Raw genomic sequence first — 18,737 nt, forward strand, 5'->3', positions numbered from 1 at the left:
GCGGCCGTGCTCTGAGGGGAGCGGACCTCTAGAACATACCCCTTATGCAGCCCGCGAGGACCACCATCGCGGGCTGCATATTTTGCATAAGCGTGTATATATTGCATTTTTCTGTGATCGGGCGCATAATTAAAGAATGAAGAAGATTGCAGTCGCAGGAGCCAGCGGTTACGCAGGCGGGGAAGCTCTCCGCTTGCTGCTCAACCACCCGGGATACGGCGTGGACTTCGAGATCGGGGCCCTCACTGGGGGTTCCAACGCCGGCCAGAACTTCGGGGAACTCGCCCCGGCACTGACCCCCTTGGCGGATCGCACCCTCCAGGAGACCACCCCGGAGGTGCTCGCCGAGCACGACATGGCGATTCTCGCTCTCCCGCACGGCGTTTCTGCCACCCTCGTGGAGCAGGGGCTGCCGGAAGATATGAAGATCGTGGACTGTGGTGCGGATTACCGGCTGCGCAACGAGGACCTGTGGGAGCGCTACTACGGCACCCCGCACGCCGGTAGCTGGACCTATGGCATCCCGGAGATGCCCGGCCACCGCGAGGAGATCGCCGCAGCTAACCGCGTCGCCGCCCCCGGCTGCTTCCCGACCGGCGCGACCATCGCCGCTATGCCCGGCATCGCCGCCGGCATGATGGCCCCACAGGTCTCCGTTGTTTCCGTCACCGGCGTCTCGGGGGCGGGTAAGAAGCCCAGCGTGGCCCTGCTCGGTGCCGAAACCATGCAGAACCTCCGCGCCTACGGTGTGATGACCCACCGGCACGCCCCGGAGATCAAGCAGAACCTCCTCGAGCTCGTCCCGGGTGGCGACCAGGGCGACGACGTCCACGTCACCTTCACCCCCGTCCTAGCACCGCTCGTGCGCGGCATCCTCACGACCGTCACCGCACCGGCCCGCGGTAGCGCCGCCGACGTCCGACGCGCCTACGAGGACTTCTGCGCATCCGAGCCCTTCCTGCACCTCCTGCCGGAAGGCCAGCAGCCAGAGACCCGCCACGTCGCCGGTACCAACATGGTTCATCTGCAGGTCGCCGTGGACGACGGCATGATCGTCGCGACCTCCGCGATCGACAACCTGACCAAGGGCACCGCGGGCGCTGCCGTCCAGTGCCTCAACCTGATGAACGGTTGGGACGAGACCGCAGGCCTGCCGACCATCGCCGCGACCTAACTCAGCGACAACCTAACGCAGCAGCGTCTTAATACAGCGCCGTCGTAACACAGCGCCGTTCCACACGCCGAACAACACACCCACCACATCAACCCCTTTGAAGAAGTAGAAGAAGAGCACGCAGTGAGCACCCAGCCTGAACACCACAACCCACAAGCCGGTCAGTGCACCGGAGTCACCGCCCCGGCTGGCTTCCGCGCCGCCGGCGTCACCGCAGGCATTAAGCCCTCCGGCAACCCGGACATGGCCCTGCTGGTCAACGACGGCCCCGACTACCACGCCGCCGCGTTGTTCACCCGTAACCAGATCAAGGCCGCGCCTGTCCAGCTGACCAAGTCGCTGCACAACGGAACTTTCCGCGCAGCCGTCATCAACGCCGGCAACGCGAATGCCTGCACGGGGGAGCAGGGCATGGCGGACGCGAAGCGCACCGGCGAGCTCGTCGGCAGCGCGCTGGGGATTGACGCCGCGGACGTGGCCGTGTGCTCCACCGGCCTGATCGGCGACCTGCTGCCGATGGACAAGATCGAGGCGGGAGTTGGTGCGCTGGCCTCCGAGCTCTCCACCGACCTCGAAGCAGGTACCAAGGCAGCCGAGGCGATCATGACCACGGATACCGTCATCAAGCAGGCGGTCTACGAGGGTGATGGCTGGAGCATCGGCGCGATGGCCAAGGGCGTGGGAATGATGGCCCCATCCCTGGCCACGATGCTGGTCTTCCTCACCACCGACGCCAAGCTGCCCAGCGCAGAGGCCGCCCAGGAGGCGTTGGGGGCGGCCAGCGGGGTCACCTTCGACTGCATCGACGTGGACGGCTCCACTTCCACCAACGACACCCTCATCATGCTCGCCAACGGTGCCTCCGGTGTGGAGCCGGACGCCGCTGAGTTCGCCCGCGCGGTCCACGAGGTGTGCCTCGACCTCACCCGCCAGCTGCAGGGTGATGCCGAGGGCGTGACCAAGAAGGTCGCGATCACCGTCACCGGCGCAGCTACGGACGAGGAGGCCAAGGCCGCCGCGCGCGTCATCGGCCGCGACAACCTCTTCAAGTGCGCGATGTTCGGCTCCGACCCGAACTGGGGCCGCGTGCTCGCCGCCGTCGGCATGGCCCCGGTGACCATGGATCCGAGCAAGATTCGGGTGTCCTTCAACGGCCACGACGTCTGCGTCGACGCCGCCGGAACCCCGAACGCCCGCGAGGTTGATCTCTCGGGTGAGGACATCGACGTCGAGGTCAACCTCGCCAGCGGCGACGGCGCGGCCACCGTCTGGACCACCGACCTGTCCTACTCCTACGTCGAGATCAACTCCGAGTACTCCAGCTAAGCGCCAGCGGTAACCCAAGGATTCACCATGCCTAAGATTCACGACTCCTCCTGCACCAGCGGGCTGACCCCGTCGCAGCGCTCCCACGTGCTGGCCGAGGCCCTGCCGTGGCTGCTGCACTACCGCGACAAGATCGTGGTGGTGAAGTACGGCGGCAACGCCATGATCGACGACGAGCTCAAGCGTGCCTTTGCCGCCGACATGGTCTTCCTCCGCGCTGTCGGCGCGCGCCCCGTCGTCGTGCACGGCGGCGGGCCGCAGATCAACACGATGCTCGACAAGGTCGGCCTGGAAGGGGAGTTTCGCGGTGGCTTCCGCGTCACCTCGCCTGAGGTCATGGAGTACGTGCGCATGGTGCTCTTCGGCAAGGTCGGTCGCGAGCTGGTCGGCCTCATCAACGAGCACGGGCCCTACGCGGTGGGCGCCTCCGGCGAGGATGCTGGCCTGTTCACGGCCGAGAAGTTCCAGCCCGAGATCGATGGGGAACTGGTGGACATCGGCCGGGTCGGCAATATCACCGACGTCGACCCCACCAGCCTGTTCGACCTCATCGATGCCGGCCGCATCCCGGTGGTTTCGACGATTGCCCCGGATGACGACGGTCTGGTCTACAACATCAATGCCGACACCGCCGCTGGTGCGCTGGCGGGAGCCCTGGACGCCGAGCGCCTCGTCATGCTCACCAACGTGCCGGGGCTCTACACCGACTGGCCGAACCGGGACTCGCTGGTTTCCAGCCTCACCCCCGAGGAGCTGGAGGAGCTCCTCCCGACCCTGGATAGCGGCATGATCCCGAAGATGACCGCCTGCCTGGACGCCATTCGCAACGGCGCGAAGGCCGCCCACGTCATCGATGGGCGTGTGCCGCACTCGGTGATCCTCGAGCTGATGACCGAAGGCGGTATCGGCACGATGATCGCCGCAGAGTCCTACGAGCACTAAAACCCAGCAGCAAGAAACTTCCGACGCACAACCCCGAAGGATCAAGGCGATGAGCAACACTGAATCTCAAGCCACTCCCGCCACGGAAGCCACCTGGCAGGACCGCTGGCAGCACACGCTGATGGACACCTACGGCACCCCGGCGCTGAACCTCGTCAAGGGCCAGGGCAGCTACGTCTGGGATAGCGAGGGCAAGAAGTACCTCGACCTGCTCTCCGGCATCGCGGTCAACGCCCTGGGGCACGCCCACCCAGCGATCGTCGAGGCCGTGACCACCCAGCTGCAGACCCTGGGGCACACCTCGAATGTCTTTGCCCACCCGCAGGTCATCGAGCTCGCGGGGAAGGTGACCTCGCTGGTCGGTACCGAGGAGGCTGCGGACGCCCGCGTGTTCTTCTGTAACTCCGGCGCCGAGGCCAACGAAGCCGCGTTCAAGATCGCGCGCGCGACTGGGCGGCCGAAGATCCTGGCCGCCGAGCGGGGCTTCCACGGGCGCACGATGGGGTCCCTGGCGCTGACCGGCCAGCCGGATAAGCGCAAGCCCTTCGAACCGATGCCAGCGGGCGTGGAGTACTACCCCTACGGCGACCTCGACGCCGTCGACGCCATGGCCGACGAGAACACCGCCGCCATCATCCTGGAGGCGATCCAGGGCGAGACCGGCGTGATCCCCGCCCCGGAGGGCTTCCTCGCCGGGCTGCGTCGCATCTGCGACGAGCGCGGGATCCTCCTCATTGTCGACGAGGTCCAGGCGGGCATGGGGCGCACCGGCGCCTGGTTCGGTTTCCAGTCCGATGGTTCCGGCGTTGTTCCGGACGTCATCACCATGGCCAAGGGACTGGGCGGCGGGCTCCCGATCGGCGCCTGCCTGGCCATGCCCCGTGCCCAACTGCTGGCCAAGGGCATGCACGGCACCACCTTCGGCGGCAACCCGGTGGTCTGCGCTGCGGCTAATGCCGTGATCGATGAGATCAAGGAACAGAACCTGCTGGAGAACGTGCAGGAGGTCGGGGCGCAGCTGGTCGCTGCCCTGCAGAACCACCCGCGGGTCACCGAGATCCGCGGCCGCGGCTTGATGCTGGGCGTCGTTCTGGACACCCCGTGCGAGCTCGACCCCGCGAACTACGGAATCCTGCTGAACAAGCCCTCGCCGGAGGTGCTGCGCATCGTGCCGCCGCTGAACCTGAGCCCCGCCGAGGCCGATGAGGCAGCGTCGAAGATCACCGCGATGCTCGACGACCTACCGAACCCAACCGAGACGTCGACCACAGAAAGCTAGATATGACCCTCGCAGAAAAGAACACTAAGCCCCTGCGCCACATGCTGGCGGACGACGACCTCACCCCGGCCGAGCAGGCGCAGGTCCTGGACCTGGCGGAGAAGGTGAAGGCCGACCGCTACGGCAATCCCTTCCGCAACATCCTGGAGCGCCAGTCCGTGGCGGTGCTGTTCGACAAGACCTCCACCCGCACCCGCTTCTCCTTCAGCGCCGGGATCACCGAGCTGGGCGGCAGCCCGATCGTCGTGGACTCCGGTAGTTCCCAGATGGGCAAGGGGGAGACTTTCCAGGACACCGGAGCGGTGCTCTCGCGGTTCGCCAGCATGATCGTGTGGCGCACCGGTGCGCACAGCAACCTCGCGGAGATGGCCGAGACCGCGACGGTGCCGATCATCAACTCCCTTTCCGATGATTTCCACCCCTGCCAGATCCTCGCGGACCTGCAGACCATCCGGGAGAAGAAGGGCGAGCTGGCCGGGTTGAAGGCCATCTACTTCGGCGACGGCGCCAACAACATGGCCAACAGCTACATGCTCGGCTTCGCCACCGCAGGCATCGACATCACGATCTGCGCCCCGGAGGGCTTCCAGCCAGAGGCGGAGTTCGTGGAGCGGGCAAAGAAGCGGGCCGCGGAGACCGGAGCCACCGTCACCGTGACGGATGAGGTCACCGCCGCGGACGCCGACGTCGTCATCACGGACACGTGGGTGTCCATGGGCCAGGACCCGAACGTCGACCGCAGCGCCCTGCGCGCCTACCAGGTCAACGAGGAGCTCATGGCGGAGGCGAAGGAGGACGCGATCTTCCTGCACTGCCTGCCCGCCTACCGCGGCAACGAGGTCACCGCCGAGGTTATCGACGGCGAGCAGTCGGTGGTCTTCGACGAGGCCGAAAACCGCCTGCACGCGCAAAAGGCGCTGATGGTATGGCTGCTCCGTTAGACCGGCCGGCCGCGCCGTCGAAGTCCGCCCGGCAGGCGGCCATCGCACGGGTGATCGGCCAGCACCAGGTGGCGAACCAGCGCGAGCTGCTCGACATCCTGCACACCATGGATATCGAGATCACGCAGGCCACGCTCTCCCGGGACCTCGTGGACCTGGGAGCCCGCAAGGTGCGCACCGACGGCAAGTCCCACTACACCCTGGCCGAAGCCATGGTGGGGGACGGGCCAGCGCACCTGCGCCGGGTGCTTTCCGAGCTGCTGGTCGCCCACGACGATTCTGGCAACATCGCGGTGCTGCGCACCCCGCCGGGGGCGGCTCAATACCTGGCCAGCGTCCTCGACCGCTCGGAACTGCCGCAGACGGTGGGTACCATCGCGGGTGATGACACGGTCTTCGTGCTCGCCCGCGAGGGGCACAGCGGGGCCCAGGTTGCGGAGTATTTCGCGGAGTTGGCCCGCGGTTAGGAACCGTGCCAGCGATCCGGTGGGAGAGCGGCCAACCAGAATGGGCGCTACTAGCCCGCGCCGGATGCTCAACAAAAAATCTGAACAACTAGAATCTTTAAAAGAAGAACAGAAAACGGGGAAAGGAAACCTCAATGAAGGATCGCGTCGTACTCGCATACTCCGGTGGCCTGGACACCACCGTCGCCATCAGCTGGATCGCCAAGGAGCGCAATGCTGAGGTCATCGCCGTGTCCATCGACCTGGGCCAGGGTGGCGAGGACATGGAGACCGTCCGCCAGCGCGCGCTCGGCGCCGGCGCTGTGGAGTCCATCGTCGTGGACGCCCGCGACGAGTTCGCCAACGACTACTGCCTGCCGACCATCAAGGCCAACGGTCTGTACATGAAGGAGTACCCGCTGGTCTCCGCGATCTCCCGCCCGCTGATCGTCAAGCACATGGCCGAGGCTGCCAAGGAGCACAACGGCACTGCCGTCGCCCACGGCTGCACCGGTAAGGGCAACGACCAGGTCCGTTTCGAGGTCGGCTTCGCCAACACCGCACCGGAGCTGGAGATCATCGCCCCGGCCCGCGACTACGCCTGGACCCGCGACAAGGCCATCGCCTTCGCCGAGGAAAACGACATCCCGATCGAGCAGTCCAAGTCCTCCCCGTTCTCCATCGACCAGAACGTCTGGGGCCGTGCGGTCGAGACCGGCTACCTGGAGGACCTGTGGAACGCCCCGACCAAGGACGTCTACGCCTACACCGAGGACCCGGCCCTGGGCCAGGCCCCGGATGAGGTCATCATCTCCTTCGAGGCCGGCGTGCCGGTGGCCATCGACGGCCGCAAGGTGACCGTCCTGGAGGCCATCGAGGAGCTCAACCGCCGCGCTGGTGCGCAGGGCGTGGGCCGCCTGGACATGGTCGAGGACCGCCTGGTGGGCATCAAGTCCCGCGAGATCTACGAGGCTCCGGGCGCGATGACCCTCATCCGCGCGCACGAGGCCATGGAGGCCGTCACCATCGAGCGCGAGCTGGCTCGTTACAAGCGCGGCATCGACGCCGAGTGGTCCGACCTGGTCTACGACGGCCTGTGGTTCTCCCCGCTGAAGCGCTCCCTGGATGCCTTCATCGAGGAGTCCCAGGAGCACGTCACCGGCGACATCCGCCTGGTGCTGCACGCCGGCAACATCATCATCAATGGCCGCCGTTCCGACCACTCCCTCTACGACTTCAACCTGGCCACCTACGACGAGGGCGATAGCTTCGACCAGTCCCTGGCCAAGGGCTTCGTGGAGCTGCACGGCCTGTCCTCCAAGATCGCCGCTAAGCGCGATATGGGCATCCTGTAATAGCCCCTTCCTGGCGGGCGGTCCCGTTCGTGGGGCTGCCCGCCGTTAGTTTCTTTAAGACCGACTTTCTTTCACGACGTCACTCACGGAGAGGAATCCTTCAATGGCAGATCACGGTGCGTCCAACCCCGGTGCGCTGGACAAGCACGGCACGAACGAGGGCGCGCTCTGGGGCGGCCGCTTTTCCGGCGGCCCTTCGGAGGCCATGTTCGCGCTGTCCGTGTCCACCCACTTCGACTGGGTGCTCGCCCCCTATGACGTGCTCGCCTCGAAGGCACACGCGAAGGTGCTGAATCGGGCCGGGCTCCTCTCCGACGCCGACCTGGAGACCATGCTGAACGGGCTGGACCAGCTGGGTCGGGACGTCGCGGAGGGTTCCTTCGTCCCCGCACCCTCCGACGAGGACGTCCACGGCGCGATGGAGCGCGGCCTGATCGACCGGGTCGGCCCGGAGGTCGGCGGTCGCCTGCGCGCGGGACGTTCCCGCAATGACCAGGTGGCTGCGATGTTCCGCATGTGGATCCGCGACGCGATCCGCGACATCGCCGTCCAGGTCACCGAGCTGATCGACGCGCTGGCTGCCCAGGCGAAGGCTCACCCGGAGGCGATCATGCCGGGTAAGACGCACTCCCAGGCTGCCCAGCCGATCTTGCTGGCCCACTCGCTGTTGGCTCACGCCCAGCCGCTGCTGCGCGATATTCAGCGCCTGCAGGACCTGGATAAGCGCCTGGCTGTCTCGCCTTATGGCTCGGGCGCGCTGGCTGGTTCCTCGCTGAAGCTGGACCCGGAGGCCATCGCAGAGGAGCTCGGCTTCGACTCCGCGGCGGATAACTCCCTGGACGGTACTTCCTCCCGCGACTTCGCCTCCGAGACGGCATTCGTGCTCGCGCAGATCGCGGTGGACATGTCCCGCCTGGCCGAGGAGATCATCTACTGGTGCACCCCGGAGTACGGCTACGTCACGCTCTCTGATTCCTGGTCCACCGGCTCTTCGATCATGCCGCAGAAGAAGAACCCAGATGTGCCTGAGCTCGTGCGCGGCAAGACGGGTCGGTTGATCGGTAACCTCTCCGGGCTGATGGCCACCCTCAAGGGCCTGCCGCTGGCGTACAACCGCGACCTGCAGGAGGACAAGGAGCCGATCGTCGACTCGGTGGCACAGCTCAATCTGCTGCTGCCGGCGATGACTGGTCTGGTATCCACCCTGACCTTCCACGAGGACCGTATGCGCGAGCTCGCCCCGGCGGGCTTCACGCTCGCGACGGATCTGGCGGAGTGGATGGTGCGCCAGGGCGTGCCGTTCCGGGAGGCTCACGAGGCTTCGGGTTCCTGCGTTCGTATCGCGGAGTCCCGCGGCGTGGACCTCATCGACCTCACCGACGAGGAGCTTGCCTCCGTGGATTCTCGGCTCACCCCGGAGGTTCGCGAGGTGCTCACCATCGATGGCGCGGTGGCGTCCCGGTCGACCCGTGGCGGCACCGCCGGTGTGCGGGTCGCCGAGCAGCGGGAGCGCGTCGAGACGCTTTCCGGTGAGCTGCGCGGGTGGGCGGAAACGCCGGTCCGCGGCTAAGGAAAGAGCGTCGCGGGGTTTAGCCCCGCACCCCTCCGGGCAGGTTGTGCAGCGTGATTCCATACTCGCTGGCAACCTGCCCGTATTTTTCGGCGAAGTGCTGGCTGCGTACTCCGGAGGCACAGTAAACCACCGCGTCGGTGCCCTGGTGGCGGGCGAAGGCCTCGGCCACTGCAGGCGAGGCAACGTCCAGGGTGCCCGCGGGATCCGCGAGCGCGGACATCGCTAGGTGCTCGTCGGCGCCCTGCTCGCCGATGAATCCCGGCTGGGCGAGGAGCGTTTCGTGGTACTCCCGGACGTCCACCGTAAAAGCTTTGCCGGTGCGGACGAGCTCGTGCAGCGCGGCGTTGTCCGATGCCTGTGCTGGGCAGTCGCCTGGGGCCTGGTTCGGCGTGGTCTCCGAAGACTCCGGGGACTGGACTGCGCAGGCGGCAGAGGAGGCCGCGGGGCCGTCGCTGGGGGACAGGGCCGCGACTGGTTGGCGGCTCGGGTCGGGGGCGATGCGGAAGCTCTGGGTGCGCGCTGTGAGAGCGTCGTAGCTCACAACGGTGCCGAGCAGCGGCTGTCCGACCCCGGTGACCCACTTGATGGCCTCTGTGGCGGCCAGCGCGCCCATCACGGCGGTGGTCGCGCCCAACACGCCGGCGCTCGCGCAGTCGGGGATCGAATCTCCGCTGGGCTTCTCTGGGAACAGATCCCGCAGCCCGATGCCGCGTTCACCGCTGGCGGTGGAGTTGAACACCGAGATCTGCCCGGCGAAACGCAGGACCGTGGTCCAGACCAGGGGAGTACCGGAGATTTCGGCGGCGTCGGCCACCAGGAATTTCGTGTCGAAGTTATCGGAGCCGTCAATGACCAGATCGACCTGCCGGAATGCCTCGACGATATTCTCGGTGTCCAGGCGGTAGCGGTGGGTCTCGACCCGGATATCCGGCTGGATGCGCTTCAAGGCATCGGTGGCTGCATCCACCTTCGCCCGGCCGACGTCCTCGGCCGAGAACAGGATCTGGCGGTGCAGGTTGGTCACGTCCACCGTGTCGTCGTCATAGAGCACGATCGTGCCCACTCCGGCCGAAGCCAGGGACTGCATCGCGGGGCAACCTAATCCGCCGGCCCCAACGACGAGCACGCGGGCGTCGTGCAGCCGCTGCTGCTCGGCGGGTCCGAAGCCCGGCAGGTTCAGGTGGCGGGCGGTGCGCCGTTGCTCGCGGTAGGGAAGCGAGACGAAGTCACCGGCGGGGAATGCCTGCTCGGTTCCCGCTGTGTGCGGGGAAGAAGTGTGTGTGTTTTCAGCCACGCTTAGAGCACCTCCTCCGCCCAGTCCTCGTCCCAGGACGCCAGCCCCTCGAAGCTGGAGCTGGCCAGTGCACCTTCCGCGTGGGTGCGCTGCGGGATGCGTCCCGCCGCAGCGGCCAGGCGGCCGGCCTCGACCGCGTGCCTCATGGCAGTGGCCATAGCGACGGGATCCTGGCAGCGGTTGACGGCGCTGGCGAGCAACACGCCGCTGCAGCCGAGCTCCATGGCCAGCGCGGCGTCCGATGCCGTGCCCACCCCGGCGTCGAGTAGCACCGGCACGGAGGCTCGGGCGCAGATCAGCTCGATATTGTGCGGGTTGAGGATCCCCAGCCCCGTGCCGATCGGGGAGCCCAGCGGCATCACGGCTGCCGCTCCGGCGTCCTCCAAGCGTTTGGCGACCACGGGGTCGTCGCTGGTGTAGGCCAGCACCTCGAAGCCCTCGGCCACCAGCATTTCGCAGGTGTCCACCAGCTCCACCACGTCGGGCAGGAGTGTGCGGTCGTCGGCGATGAGCTCCAGCTTCACCCAGTTGGTGCCCAGCGCCTCGCGGGCAAGCTGGGCGGTGAGGATCGCATCTTTGGCGGTCCGGCAGCCCGCGGTATTCGGCAGGACGTCGATGCCCAGCCGGTTCAACAGCCCGAAGACGCTCTCGCCTCCCGCAGCGCCGTTCGAGGCCCCAGCGGTGCCAGCGTTCTTGCCTGCCCGGAAGCGGCGCATTGCCACGGTGGTCAGCTGGGTACCGCTGGCTACCAGGGCTTTCTCGAGCAGCGTCTGGCTGCTCGCCCCGCCGGTGCCCATGATCAGGTGCGAGTCGAACTTCTTACCTGCGATTTCAAGCATCTATGCCTTCTTCTGTGTGTGTCGGTGCCGTCGTTCCAGGGGCTTCGTGGCTGGCTCAGCCGAGCGAGCGGGAAACGGCAAGCTTAGCCACCCTGCACTGCGACGAGGATGTCGATCTCGTCGCCGTCGGCCACCCCGCGGTTCTCCCACTGACTGCGTGGCACGACCGCCTGGTTCAGCGCGATCGCGATGCCCGTGGCATCCTTCTCGCCGGTCTCGTTGGCGACGACGTCGGCGATCGTGAGTCCCGCCTTGCCCTGGCGCTCTTCCTGGTTCACCGTGTAATTCATTCTCGATGCATCCTTTCGTCCGTCTTTCTCCGGGCGTTCTGCTTGCCCCATTATCTCCCAGTCGCGTGCCACTGGCTCAGTGCGTTTCGGTCGCGAAGCGCTCCCAGCGGCACGCCTCGAGGCTCACCCCGGCCGCCTTTGCGGCCTCGCCCAACGCCGCATCGCCATCACCAGCGGTGAGCCCCAGGTGTGCCGTCACCTTAGCGCCCAGTGCAGACAACAGAATGCCGTGCCGGAAGTATCCCGCCGAGATGACCACATTCCCGCTGGTCTTGCCGATCAGGGGTAGGTCGTCGGGAGTGCCTGGGCGTTCCCCGGCGAGCGCCTCGATGAATTCGCAGTCCTCGATTCCCGGCACCACGCGGATGGCGTCGCGCAGCAGGGTGTAGACCCCGTCGGCAGCGGGTGCCCGACGTTCGTCCTCCCGTGTCGTCGCGCCCACGGCGATCGTGCCGTCGGTGCGGGGGATGACGTAGATTGGCCGATCCTCGAAGAAACCCCGGATCACGCGCTCCACCGGGGCGGGCCGGCCTTCGGGGACCCCGAGGCGGATCAGGTCCCCGCGCACGGGCCGCACCGGCAGGGCAGGGGCGCCCTCGAGCGTTGCTGCCCCCACGCCGTTACAGACGTAGACGCTCCCGCTCACGTCCACTGCCGTGTCGTCGGCGAGACGCACTGCGGTGCACCTGCTGGCCTGTTCTGCGTTGCCGAGGTCGGTGTGAGCCCCCGCCGCATCGCTGCCGTGCACCAGCCCGGTCGCTTCCTGCTCCAGGAAGGCCGCGCCCTTCTTTTTCAGGACGTCGACGGCCGCAGCGCAGTACAACCGGGGGTTGACTTGATGGTCGCCGGGGATCTCCACGGCGCCAGCGAGCTGCGGGTGCAGTCCAGGTTCAAGCTTGCGGGCTTGACGCACGGGCAGTCGGGTGGCCGTCATCCCGTGGGATCGCTGGTGTTCCAGCAATTCAGCGAGGTGGGTGGCGTCGGCGCGGTCAGCAGCGACGACGAGCGTGGATTCCTCTCGGTAGCCGGTGGGCAAATCGGTGACGGACTCGACAGCTTCGCGCAGCGCCGGCCACAGCTCGGCGGCGCGGATCATCAGGGGGTAGAGCTCCTCCTGCCCGTACTGCACCTCGGCGACGGGGGCAAGCATGCCACCCGCGACCCACGAGGCACCGCTGATCGGTGCTGGGTCGATGATCGCGATGTCTGCGGCGGGCACCCCGGCTTGGGTTAGTTCCACGGCGGTGCTGAGACCAATTATCCCGGCGCCGATAATCACATGCTCGTAGCTGCTCAAGGTCTTGTTCTTTCTAGTGGTGCGCTCGCGCCACGAATTGGGTGGGCTGCGGAACTGCGACCCACGGTCTGCGGTATTGATTCTCGGATAATGGGCAAGGTATGCGTCCGCCTCATGTGCGGTTGAGGTAGCCGGTTCGGATCTGCCAGCTGCGCAGCAGCGCGGCGGCCACCGCGATGGCGGACAAAACGGCGAAGGGGAGCGAAGGGCCCACTCGTGGCTCAAGAACCTGCATCAGCGGTGGCAGGGCGAAGCCCACGTAGGTCGCGACGTAGTAGGCCCCGAGGATACGGCCACGGTGGGAGGCCGGGGAGTAGGCGTTGACGTCCAGCAGACCGTCGCGCAGGCACAGGCCATAGCCGAGCCCGAGCAGCACGGTGGCCAGGAAGAAGAGCAGCAGCGAGGGGGCCTCGCCACCGAGGGCGACGACGAGAAAGCCGGCCCCTGCGCTCAGGATGCCCACCACCCCGGAGCGCGGACCCCAGCCCCAACGGCGCCCTGCCGCCTGGATCGCCAGACCCGTGCCAAAACCAACCGCGGCCGCGACTCCTGGAAGGAACACCCCGGTCTCGAAGTACTCAGCCACCCGCGCGGCGAGCCCCACGAAGGCGGTGGTGATCGCCGCGAAGACCCACATCGCCACCGGCACGGAGGTCGCCAGCGCCTTGCGGGGCGAGGCGCTCGGATCGACTTGCGGATCCTCCGCCACAGCCAGGATCCGCCGAGGCAGGTCACCAGTGCGCAGCGAGAACATCACGGCCACGAGTGAGGCGATGATGCTCAGCACGAAAGGCAGCCAAAGTGGCGAGAACGCGAACTCGGCGAGCCCGGAGATCACCGGCCCCAGCGCGAAACCCGAGGTGAGGACGATGCCGGCCAGCGTCGAACCTGCGGCCCCATTCAGCCGCGCCGCCCACGCGGTACCCGCGCTGACCACCAGTCCAACGCCCAGCCCGACGATGAAGCGGCCGGTGAGTAGCCCAGGCGCCCCGTGGAAGAGCATGAGGATGCTGTTACCCACCACCGCGATGAGCGAGCCCGCCAATGCCACCAGGCGTCCGCCGAAGCGGTCGGCCAGCGCACCTCCGACGAGGAGGCTCGGCACCAAACCCAGCGCGTAGATCCCATAAGCGCCGTTGACCAGCAGCGGCGACAAGTTGAGTTGCTCTCGCAGCGCCACGAGCACGGACGCGAAGTGATTCGCCGACCAGCCAGCGGTGAGCAGGAGGGCAGCGACGCTGATAAAAACTCTCCGTGCGCTCGTTCCGGGTGTGCTCATAGGCCCTATCTAACGCTCGTTGACTCCCGAAAACTGGGAAACCACGCTCTCGGCATAGGCCTTCGGGTCCTCGGCCTGCATGATTCCGCGGACGATCGCCAGCCCGGCCACACCGGTGGCAGCGAGTTCTGCGGCGTCCTCGGCCCGGACGTCCCCGATCGCGACGACCGGCACCGCAGAGGCAGCGACGAGCGCGGGGTAGCCCGCCAGCCCGAGCGGCTCGCGGCCCGAGTTCTTCGTCGGGGTGGGGCGGAAGGGGCCAGCGCCGATGTAGTCGATGACGTCGGCGTAGCCATTCGCTCCCTCCACCAGTTCCAGGGTGCCGGTGGTCAGCCCGATGATCGCGTTTTCGCCCAGCACAGCGCGCGCCAGTCGCGGGTCGAGGTCATCCTGCCCGATATGCGCGCCGTGGATGTTGTGCTCCGCCATCAGGGCAGCGGCGACGTCCACGCGGTCGTCGATGAGGACCACCGCGTTCGGATTCGCGTCGGCCACGGCCGCTGCGACCTTGACGGAGAGCTCCGTGAGCTGACGGACGGTGATCGGCTTGCTGCGCACCTGGATCACCCCAGCACCACCGGCCGCTGCCTCAGCGGCGATGCGGGTGATCTCCGCGCATTCCTCTTCCCAGTCGAGATCCGGGATGCGACCGGTGACGAAGTAGCAGGTCAACGCCCGGGGGTCCAGTGTCCGGGGGTTGGCTACCTGCCCACCCACACCTGTGCCGCCAGCCTGGCGACCGTCATCGTTGCTAGCTGTGCTGGACACTCGCATCTTCCTCCAAGTAAATCTGCCCGCCGCGTTCCAGGAACTCCGCGGATTTCTCGTCCATTCCCGCCTCGACGGCAGCCAGGACGTCAGGGTCGGCGTGTGCTGCATCCTTGGGCTGACCGATGCTTGGCAGACCCAGGTCAGCGGCCATCTTGTCGCCGAACTCGTCGCGAATGTCCTGGCTGATACGCATGGAGCAGAACTTCGGGCCACACATCGAGCAGAAGTGAGCCGTCTTCGCAGGCTCCGCCGGCAGCGTCTCGTCGTGGTACGCCTGCGCGGTATCCGGGTCCAGGGAGAGCGCGAACTGGTCGTGCCAGCGGAACTCGAAGCGGGCCTTACTCATGGCGTCGTCCCACTCGTGAGCACCCGGATGCCCCTTAGCCACGTCCGCGGCGTGTGCGGCGAGCTTATAGGTGATCACGCCGGTCTTCACGTCGTCCTTATTGGGCAGCCCCAGGTGCTCCTTCGGGGTGACGTAACACAGCATCGCGGTGCCACCGGCGGCGATATTCGCCGCGCCGATCGCGGAGGTGATGTGGTCATAACCCGGTGCGATATCCGTGACCAGGGGGCCTAGCGTGTAGAACGGCGCGCCGCCGCACCATTCCTCTTCCTTCTCGTTGTTGATCTGGATCTTGTTCAGTGGCACGTGGCCGGGGCCTTCGATCATGACCTGGACGTCGTAGTCCCAGGCACGCTTGCACAGCTCGCCGATGGTCTTCAGCTCAGCGAACTGGGCGGTGTCGTTGGCATCGGCGATGGAGCCCGGTCGCAGACCGTCACCCAAAGAGAACGCGACGTCGTAGGCCGCGAAGATCTCGCACAGCTCGTCGAAGTTCTCGTAGAGGAAGGACTCCTTGTGGTGGGCCAGGCACCAACCCGCCATGATCGACCCGCCACGGGAAACGATGCCGGTGACGCGCTTGGAAGTCAGCGGCACGAAGGGCAGGCGCACACCAGCGTGGACGGTCATGTAGTCCACGCCCTGCTCAGCCTGCTCGACGACGGTGTCGCGGAAGATCTCCCAGGTGAGGTCCTCGGCCACGCCACCCACCTTCTCCAGCGCCTGGTAGATCGGCACGGTGCCGATCGGAACCGGGGAGTTGCGCAGGATCCATTCGCGGGTGGTGTGGATGTCGTTACCGGTGGACAGATCCATCACGGTGTCCGCGCCCCAACGCGTGGCCCAGCGCAGCTTGTCCACCTCCTCGCGGATGGAGCTGGTGACCGCGGAGTTGCCGATGTTGGCGTTGATCTTGGTGAGGAACTGGTTACCGATAATCATCGGTTCGGATTCCGGGTGGTTGACGTTGTTCGGGATGATCGCCCGGCCGGAGGCCACCGCCGCGCGCACCTTCTCGACGTCGCAGTTCTCGCGCAGTGCGACGAACTCCATCTCGCGGGTGACCTCCCCGCGGCGGGCGTAGGCCATCTGGGTCACGCGCTGGCCCTGCTTGGCGCGCAGTGGTGCTCGCTTCTCGCCGCGCCACTCCTCGCTGGCTGCGCCGCGCTTGGCTGCCCGGGTGCCGTCGTCCAGCAGGTTGCGCTTCCGGCCCTCGTATTCTTCGACATCGCCGCGGTCGCGGATCCACTCGTTGCGCAGCGCAGGCAGGCCCACCTCCGGCTCCGCGTAGGGGCCACGGGTGCGGTAGATCTTGACCGGCTCGTTGGGGCCGGTGGGGGAATCGTCCAGGTCGATCGCGGTCTGCGGTACCTCGAGACCATTGACCCGCAGGGGTGCGTAGCGGTGCTTCGGGTGAATTTCGGACGCGTAAATATCTACGTTTTGCGCGCTCATGAAGAGCTCCTCCAACTTCCTTCGCTGGTGCTAACCAGACAGGTTCAGACGGTTCCGCGCTGGCGTGCGCGATCTCAGCCCCAGCCACTTCAGGGGCACCCGTATTTCGGTACGAAACCAACCATAGCGAACGCTTCGGACACTCAAACAATGAATGAACGCGGGCCCGAAATTGAGGGGAGGGCGGCGTCCTAAAACAACAGCAATGAACACAGGGGAGAGGGCAGAAAGCGGGTAGGGGTAGCCAAGCGAACGGGAGGAAAAGATGTCGCTACAATGAGACGCATGATTGATCCGAAGCTTCTGGAGATCCTCGCCTGCCCGCAAGATAAGCAGCCGCTGGAGGATCACGGCGACTATCTGGTGAACCCGCGGCTGGGACGTGCCTATCCGGTCTCCGATGGCATCCCGGTTCTGCTCACCGATGAGGCGGTCGACTGGCCGCTGGCAGAAGCTTAAAAACGATCACACATCTTTGACTGAGGAAAGACATGTCTAACGAGACGATTCAAAACTCCAACCTGGTTGACGAGCTGCAGTGGCGCGGGCTGATCGCCGACTCCACCGACCTTGATGAACTTCGCGAGCAGCTGAAGAACCCGACCGCGGTCTACTGCGGCTTCGACCCGACGGGCGATTCCCTCCACGCCGGCCACCTCGTGCCGCTGCTCCTGCTGCGTCGCTTCCAGCTGGCCGGGCACAAGGCTTTCGCCCTGGCGGGTGGTGCCACCGGCATGATCGGCGACCCGCGCGACGTGGGCGAGCGCTCCATGCTGACCGAGGAGCAGGTTGCCGAGAACGTGGAGCACATCAAGAAGCAGCTGCGCGCTTTCCTCCTCTTCGAGGGCAGCGCTGAGCTCGAGGAGTCGGGCAAGGGCCTGCACCCCGCGACGTTGGTCAATAACGCTGACTGGATCGGCAACATGTCCGTCATCCACTTCCTGCGCGACCTGGGCAAGAATTTCTCGCTGAACACGATGCTTTCCCGTGACACCGTGAAGCGTCGCCTCGCTGCCGACGGCATCTCCTACACCGAGTTCTCCTACATGCTGCTGCAGGCGAATGACTTCGTTCACCTGCACCGCGAGCACGACGTCTGCGTGCAGGTCGGTGGCTCCGATCAGTGGGGCAACATCGTCTCCGGTGTGGACCTGGTCCGCCGCATGGACGGGGATTCTGTCCACGGCCTGACGGTTCCGCTGGTCACGGACTCTGAGGGTAAGAAGTTCGGAAAGTCCACGGGTGGCGGCAACCTGTGGCTCGATCCGGAGCTGACGAGCCCGTACAGCTGGTACCAGTACTTCTTCAACACCGCCGACGCCGACGTGGTGAAGTTCCTCCGCATGTTCACCTTCCTGGACCGCGAGGAGATCGACCGCCTCGCCGTGGAGGTCGCCGAGCGCCCGTTCAAGCGGGAGGCGCAGCGTGTTCTCGCCCAGGAGATGACGGCGCTGGTTCACGGTGAGGACGCCGTCGGCAAGGTCGAGCTAGCTGCCCAGGCACTGTTCGGTCGCGCTGATCTGAGCGACCTCGACGAGCAGACGCTCGCCGCGGCCCTGCAGGAGACGACGGTCGCGGAAGGTGCTGTTGGCGCAAGCCTCGTCGAACTGCTCGTCGCCGCTGGTCTGGAGAAGTCCAATGGTGCGGCTCGCCGAACCATTAAGGAGGGCGGTGCGTACGTAAATAACGAGCGCATCGACGACGCCGAGTGGACCGTCTCTGCGGAGGACCTTCTGGTTGGCGGTTGGCTGGTGCTGCGTAAGGGGAAGAAGAACTTCGCCGGCGCGAAGATCAGCTCCTAGGCGAGCAGCGCTGCGCCGTTCTTGGTGTGAGCGCCGAAGCTGTTGAACAAACCCGGGCATCGTTGACCATAACGATGTCCGGGTTTCCTGCTTCTACCTGGGGTTTTGTGTTTGTTGTGGGCTGTGTGTAGATTATTGATCTGCAAGGCCGACGGCGCTGATGCCGGGTGGTTGGGTTCCCCTTTCGGTCTTGTTTCTTGTCACCGAGTGTGTGAACGCCAAGTGATCGTGAGTTTTTCTCCGGTTTGCTCCTGGTTCATGTGGGTGATAAGCTCGGAATCCGCCTCAACGTGAAGCGCCACAGTGTTGTGGTTGTGGAGTGTTGTGT

General features: G+C 66.2%; 17 protein-coding genes and 1 riboswitch. Of the genes, 10 read left to right on the forward strand and 7 right to left on the reverse strand.

The features are described from left to right. Positions 1-136 precede the first annotated feature (136 nt). The 8 genes from argC (at position 137) to argH (ending at position 9,033) form a co-directional block, all read left to right on the forward strand. Complete coding sequence (argC, locus tag QP997_RS06205; protein WP_070761948.1) at positions 137-1,174, forward strand: N-acetyl-gamma-glutamyl-phosphate reductase; 1,038 nt, start codon at positions 137-139, stop codon at positions 1,172-1,174. Between the two features lie 123 nt (positions 1,175-1,297). Continuing rightward, positions 1,298-2,500, forward strand: coding sequence for a bifunctional glutamate N-acetyltransferase/amino-acid acetyltransferase ArgJ (argJ, locus tag QP997_RS06210; RefSeq protein WP_070761949.1), 1,203 nt, complete (start codon positions 1,298-1,300; stop codon positions 2,498-2,500). A 27-nt stretch (positions 2,501-2,527) separates the two neighbouring features. Then, complete coding sequence (argB, locus tag QP997_RS06215; RefSeq protein WP_070758159.1) at positions 2,528-3,442, forward strand: acetylglutamate kinase; 915 nt, start codon at positions 2,528-2,530, stop codon at positions 3,440-3,442. Positions 3,443-3,491: 49 nt separating this feature from the next. Continuing rightward, positions 3,492-4,721, forward strand: a complete 1,230-nt coding sequence (locus QP997_RS06220) for an acetylornithine transaminase (protein WP_070761950.1) — start codon at positions 3,492-3,494, stop codon at positions 4,719-4,721. 2 nt (positions 4,722-4,723) lie between these two features. After that, complete coding sequence (gene argF / locus QP997_RS06225; RefSeq protein WP_070761951.1) at positions 4,724-5,662, forward strand: ornithine carbamoyltransferase; 939 nt, start codon at positions 4,724-4,726, stop codon at positions 5,660-5,662. Continuing rightward, entirely contained in the window at positions 5,647-6,129 is a 483-nt protein-coding gene (gene argR / locus QP997_RS06230; protein ID WP_070758165.1) for an arginine repressor, read from the forward strand. The genes argF and argR overlap by 16 nt, the downstream gene beginning before the upstream one ends. A gap of 134 nt (positions 6,130-6,263) precedes the next feature. Further along, on the forward strand, positions 6,264-7,463 hold the full coding sequence (locus tag QP997_RS06235) for an argininosuccinate synthase (protein ID WP_070761952.1): 1,200 nt from the start codon (positions 6,264-6,266) through the stop codon (positions 7,461-7,463). A gap of 136 nt (positions 7,464-7,599) precedes the next feature. Further along, a complete protein-coding gene (argH, locus tag QP997_RS06240) occupies positions 7,600-9,033 on the forward strand; it encodes an argininosuccinate lyase (protein WP_210398578.1) in 1,434 nt (477 codons plus the stop codon). A gap of 19 nt (positions 9,034-9,052) precedes the next feature. Here the strand turns inward: argH and QP997_RS06245 are convergent, their stop codons facing one another. The 7 genes from QP997_RS06245 to thiC form a co-directional block, all read right to left on the reverse strand. Continuing rightward, positions 9,053-10,330, reverse strand: a complete 1,278-nt coding sequence (locus QP997_RS06245) for a ThiF family adenylyltransferase (RefSeq protein ID WP_070761954.1) — start codon at positions 10,328-10,330, stop codon at positions 9,053-9,055. A 2-nt stretch (positions 10,331-10,332) separates the two neighbouring features. Beyond that, the gene (locus tag QP997_RS06250) at positions 10,333-11,169 is read right to left on the reverse strand and encodes a thiazole synthase (protein WP_070761955.1); all 837 of its coding nucleotides are present in this window, start codon (positions 11,167-11,169) and stop codon (positions 10,333-10,335) included. Between the two features lie 83 nt (positions 11,170-11,252). Continuing rightward, the gene (thiS, locus tag QP997_RS06255) at positions 11,253-11,459 is read right to left on the reverse strand and encodes a sulfur carrier protein ThiS (protein WP_070758175.1); all 207 of its coding nucleotides are present in this window, start codon (positions 11,457-11,459) and stop codon (positions 11,253-11,255) included. 76 nt (positions 11,460-11,535) lie between these two features. After that, positions 11,536-12,756 (reverse strand): glycine oxidase ThiO, encoded by a 1,221-nt coding sequence (gene thiO / locus QP997_RS06260; RefSeq protein ID WP_284846576.1) that lies wholly within the window; start codon positions 12,754-12,756, stop codon positions 11,536-11,538. Positions 12,757-12,868: 112 nt separating this feature from the next. Further along, complete coding sequence (locus QP997_RS06265; protein WP_284846577.1) at positions 12,869-14,035, reverse strand: MFS transporter; 1,167 nt, start codon at positions 14,033-14,035, stop codon at positions 12,869-12,871. Positions 14,036-14,044: 9 nt separating this feature from the next. Beyond that, entirely contained in the window at positions 14,045-14,722 is a 678-nt protein-coding gene (locus tag QP997_RS06270; protein WP_502870437.1) for a thiamine phosphate synthase, read from the reverse strand. Positions 14,723-14,786: 64 nt separating this feature from the next. Further along, positions 14,787-16,607: a phosphomethylpyrimidine synthase ThiC gene (gene thiC, locus QP997_RS06275; protein ID WP_284846578.1), complete on the reverse strand. Its 1,821-nt coding sequence runs from the start codon at positions 16,605-16,607 to the stop codon at positions 14,787-14,789. Then, a riboswitch (TPP riboswitch) is annotated at positions 16,607-16,720 on the reverse strand. It overlaps the preceding gene by 1 nt. 172 nt (positions 16,721-16,892) lie before the next feature. Here thiC and QP997_RS06280 point away from each other — a divergent pair. Then, a complete protein-coding gene (locus QP997_RS06280; RefSeq protein WP_041628482.1) occupies positions 16,893-17,066 on the forward strand; it encodes a Trm112 family protein in 174 nt (57 codons plus the stop codon). 32 nt (positions 17,067-17,098) lie between these two features. Then, positions 17,099-18,409 (forward strand): tyrosine--tRNA ligase, encoded by a 1,311-nt coding sequence (tyrS, locus tag QP997_RS06285; RefSeq protein ID WP_284846579.1) that lies wholly within the window; start codon positions 17,099-17,101, stop codon positions 18,407-18,409. The last annotated feature ends 328 nt before the right edge of the window (positions 18,410-18,737 follow it).

Source organism: Corynebacterium sp. MSK039 (genome assembly GCF_030232315.1).
Classification (GTDB): domain Bacteria; phylum Actinomycetota; class Actinomycetes; order Mycobacteriales; family Mycobacteriaceae; genus Corynebacterium.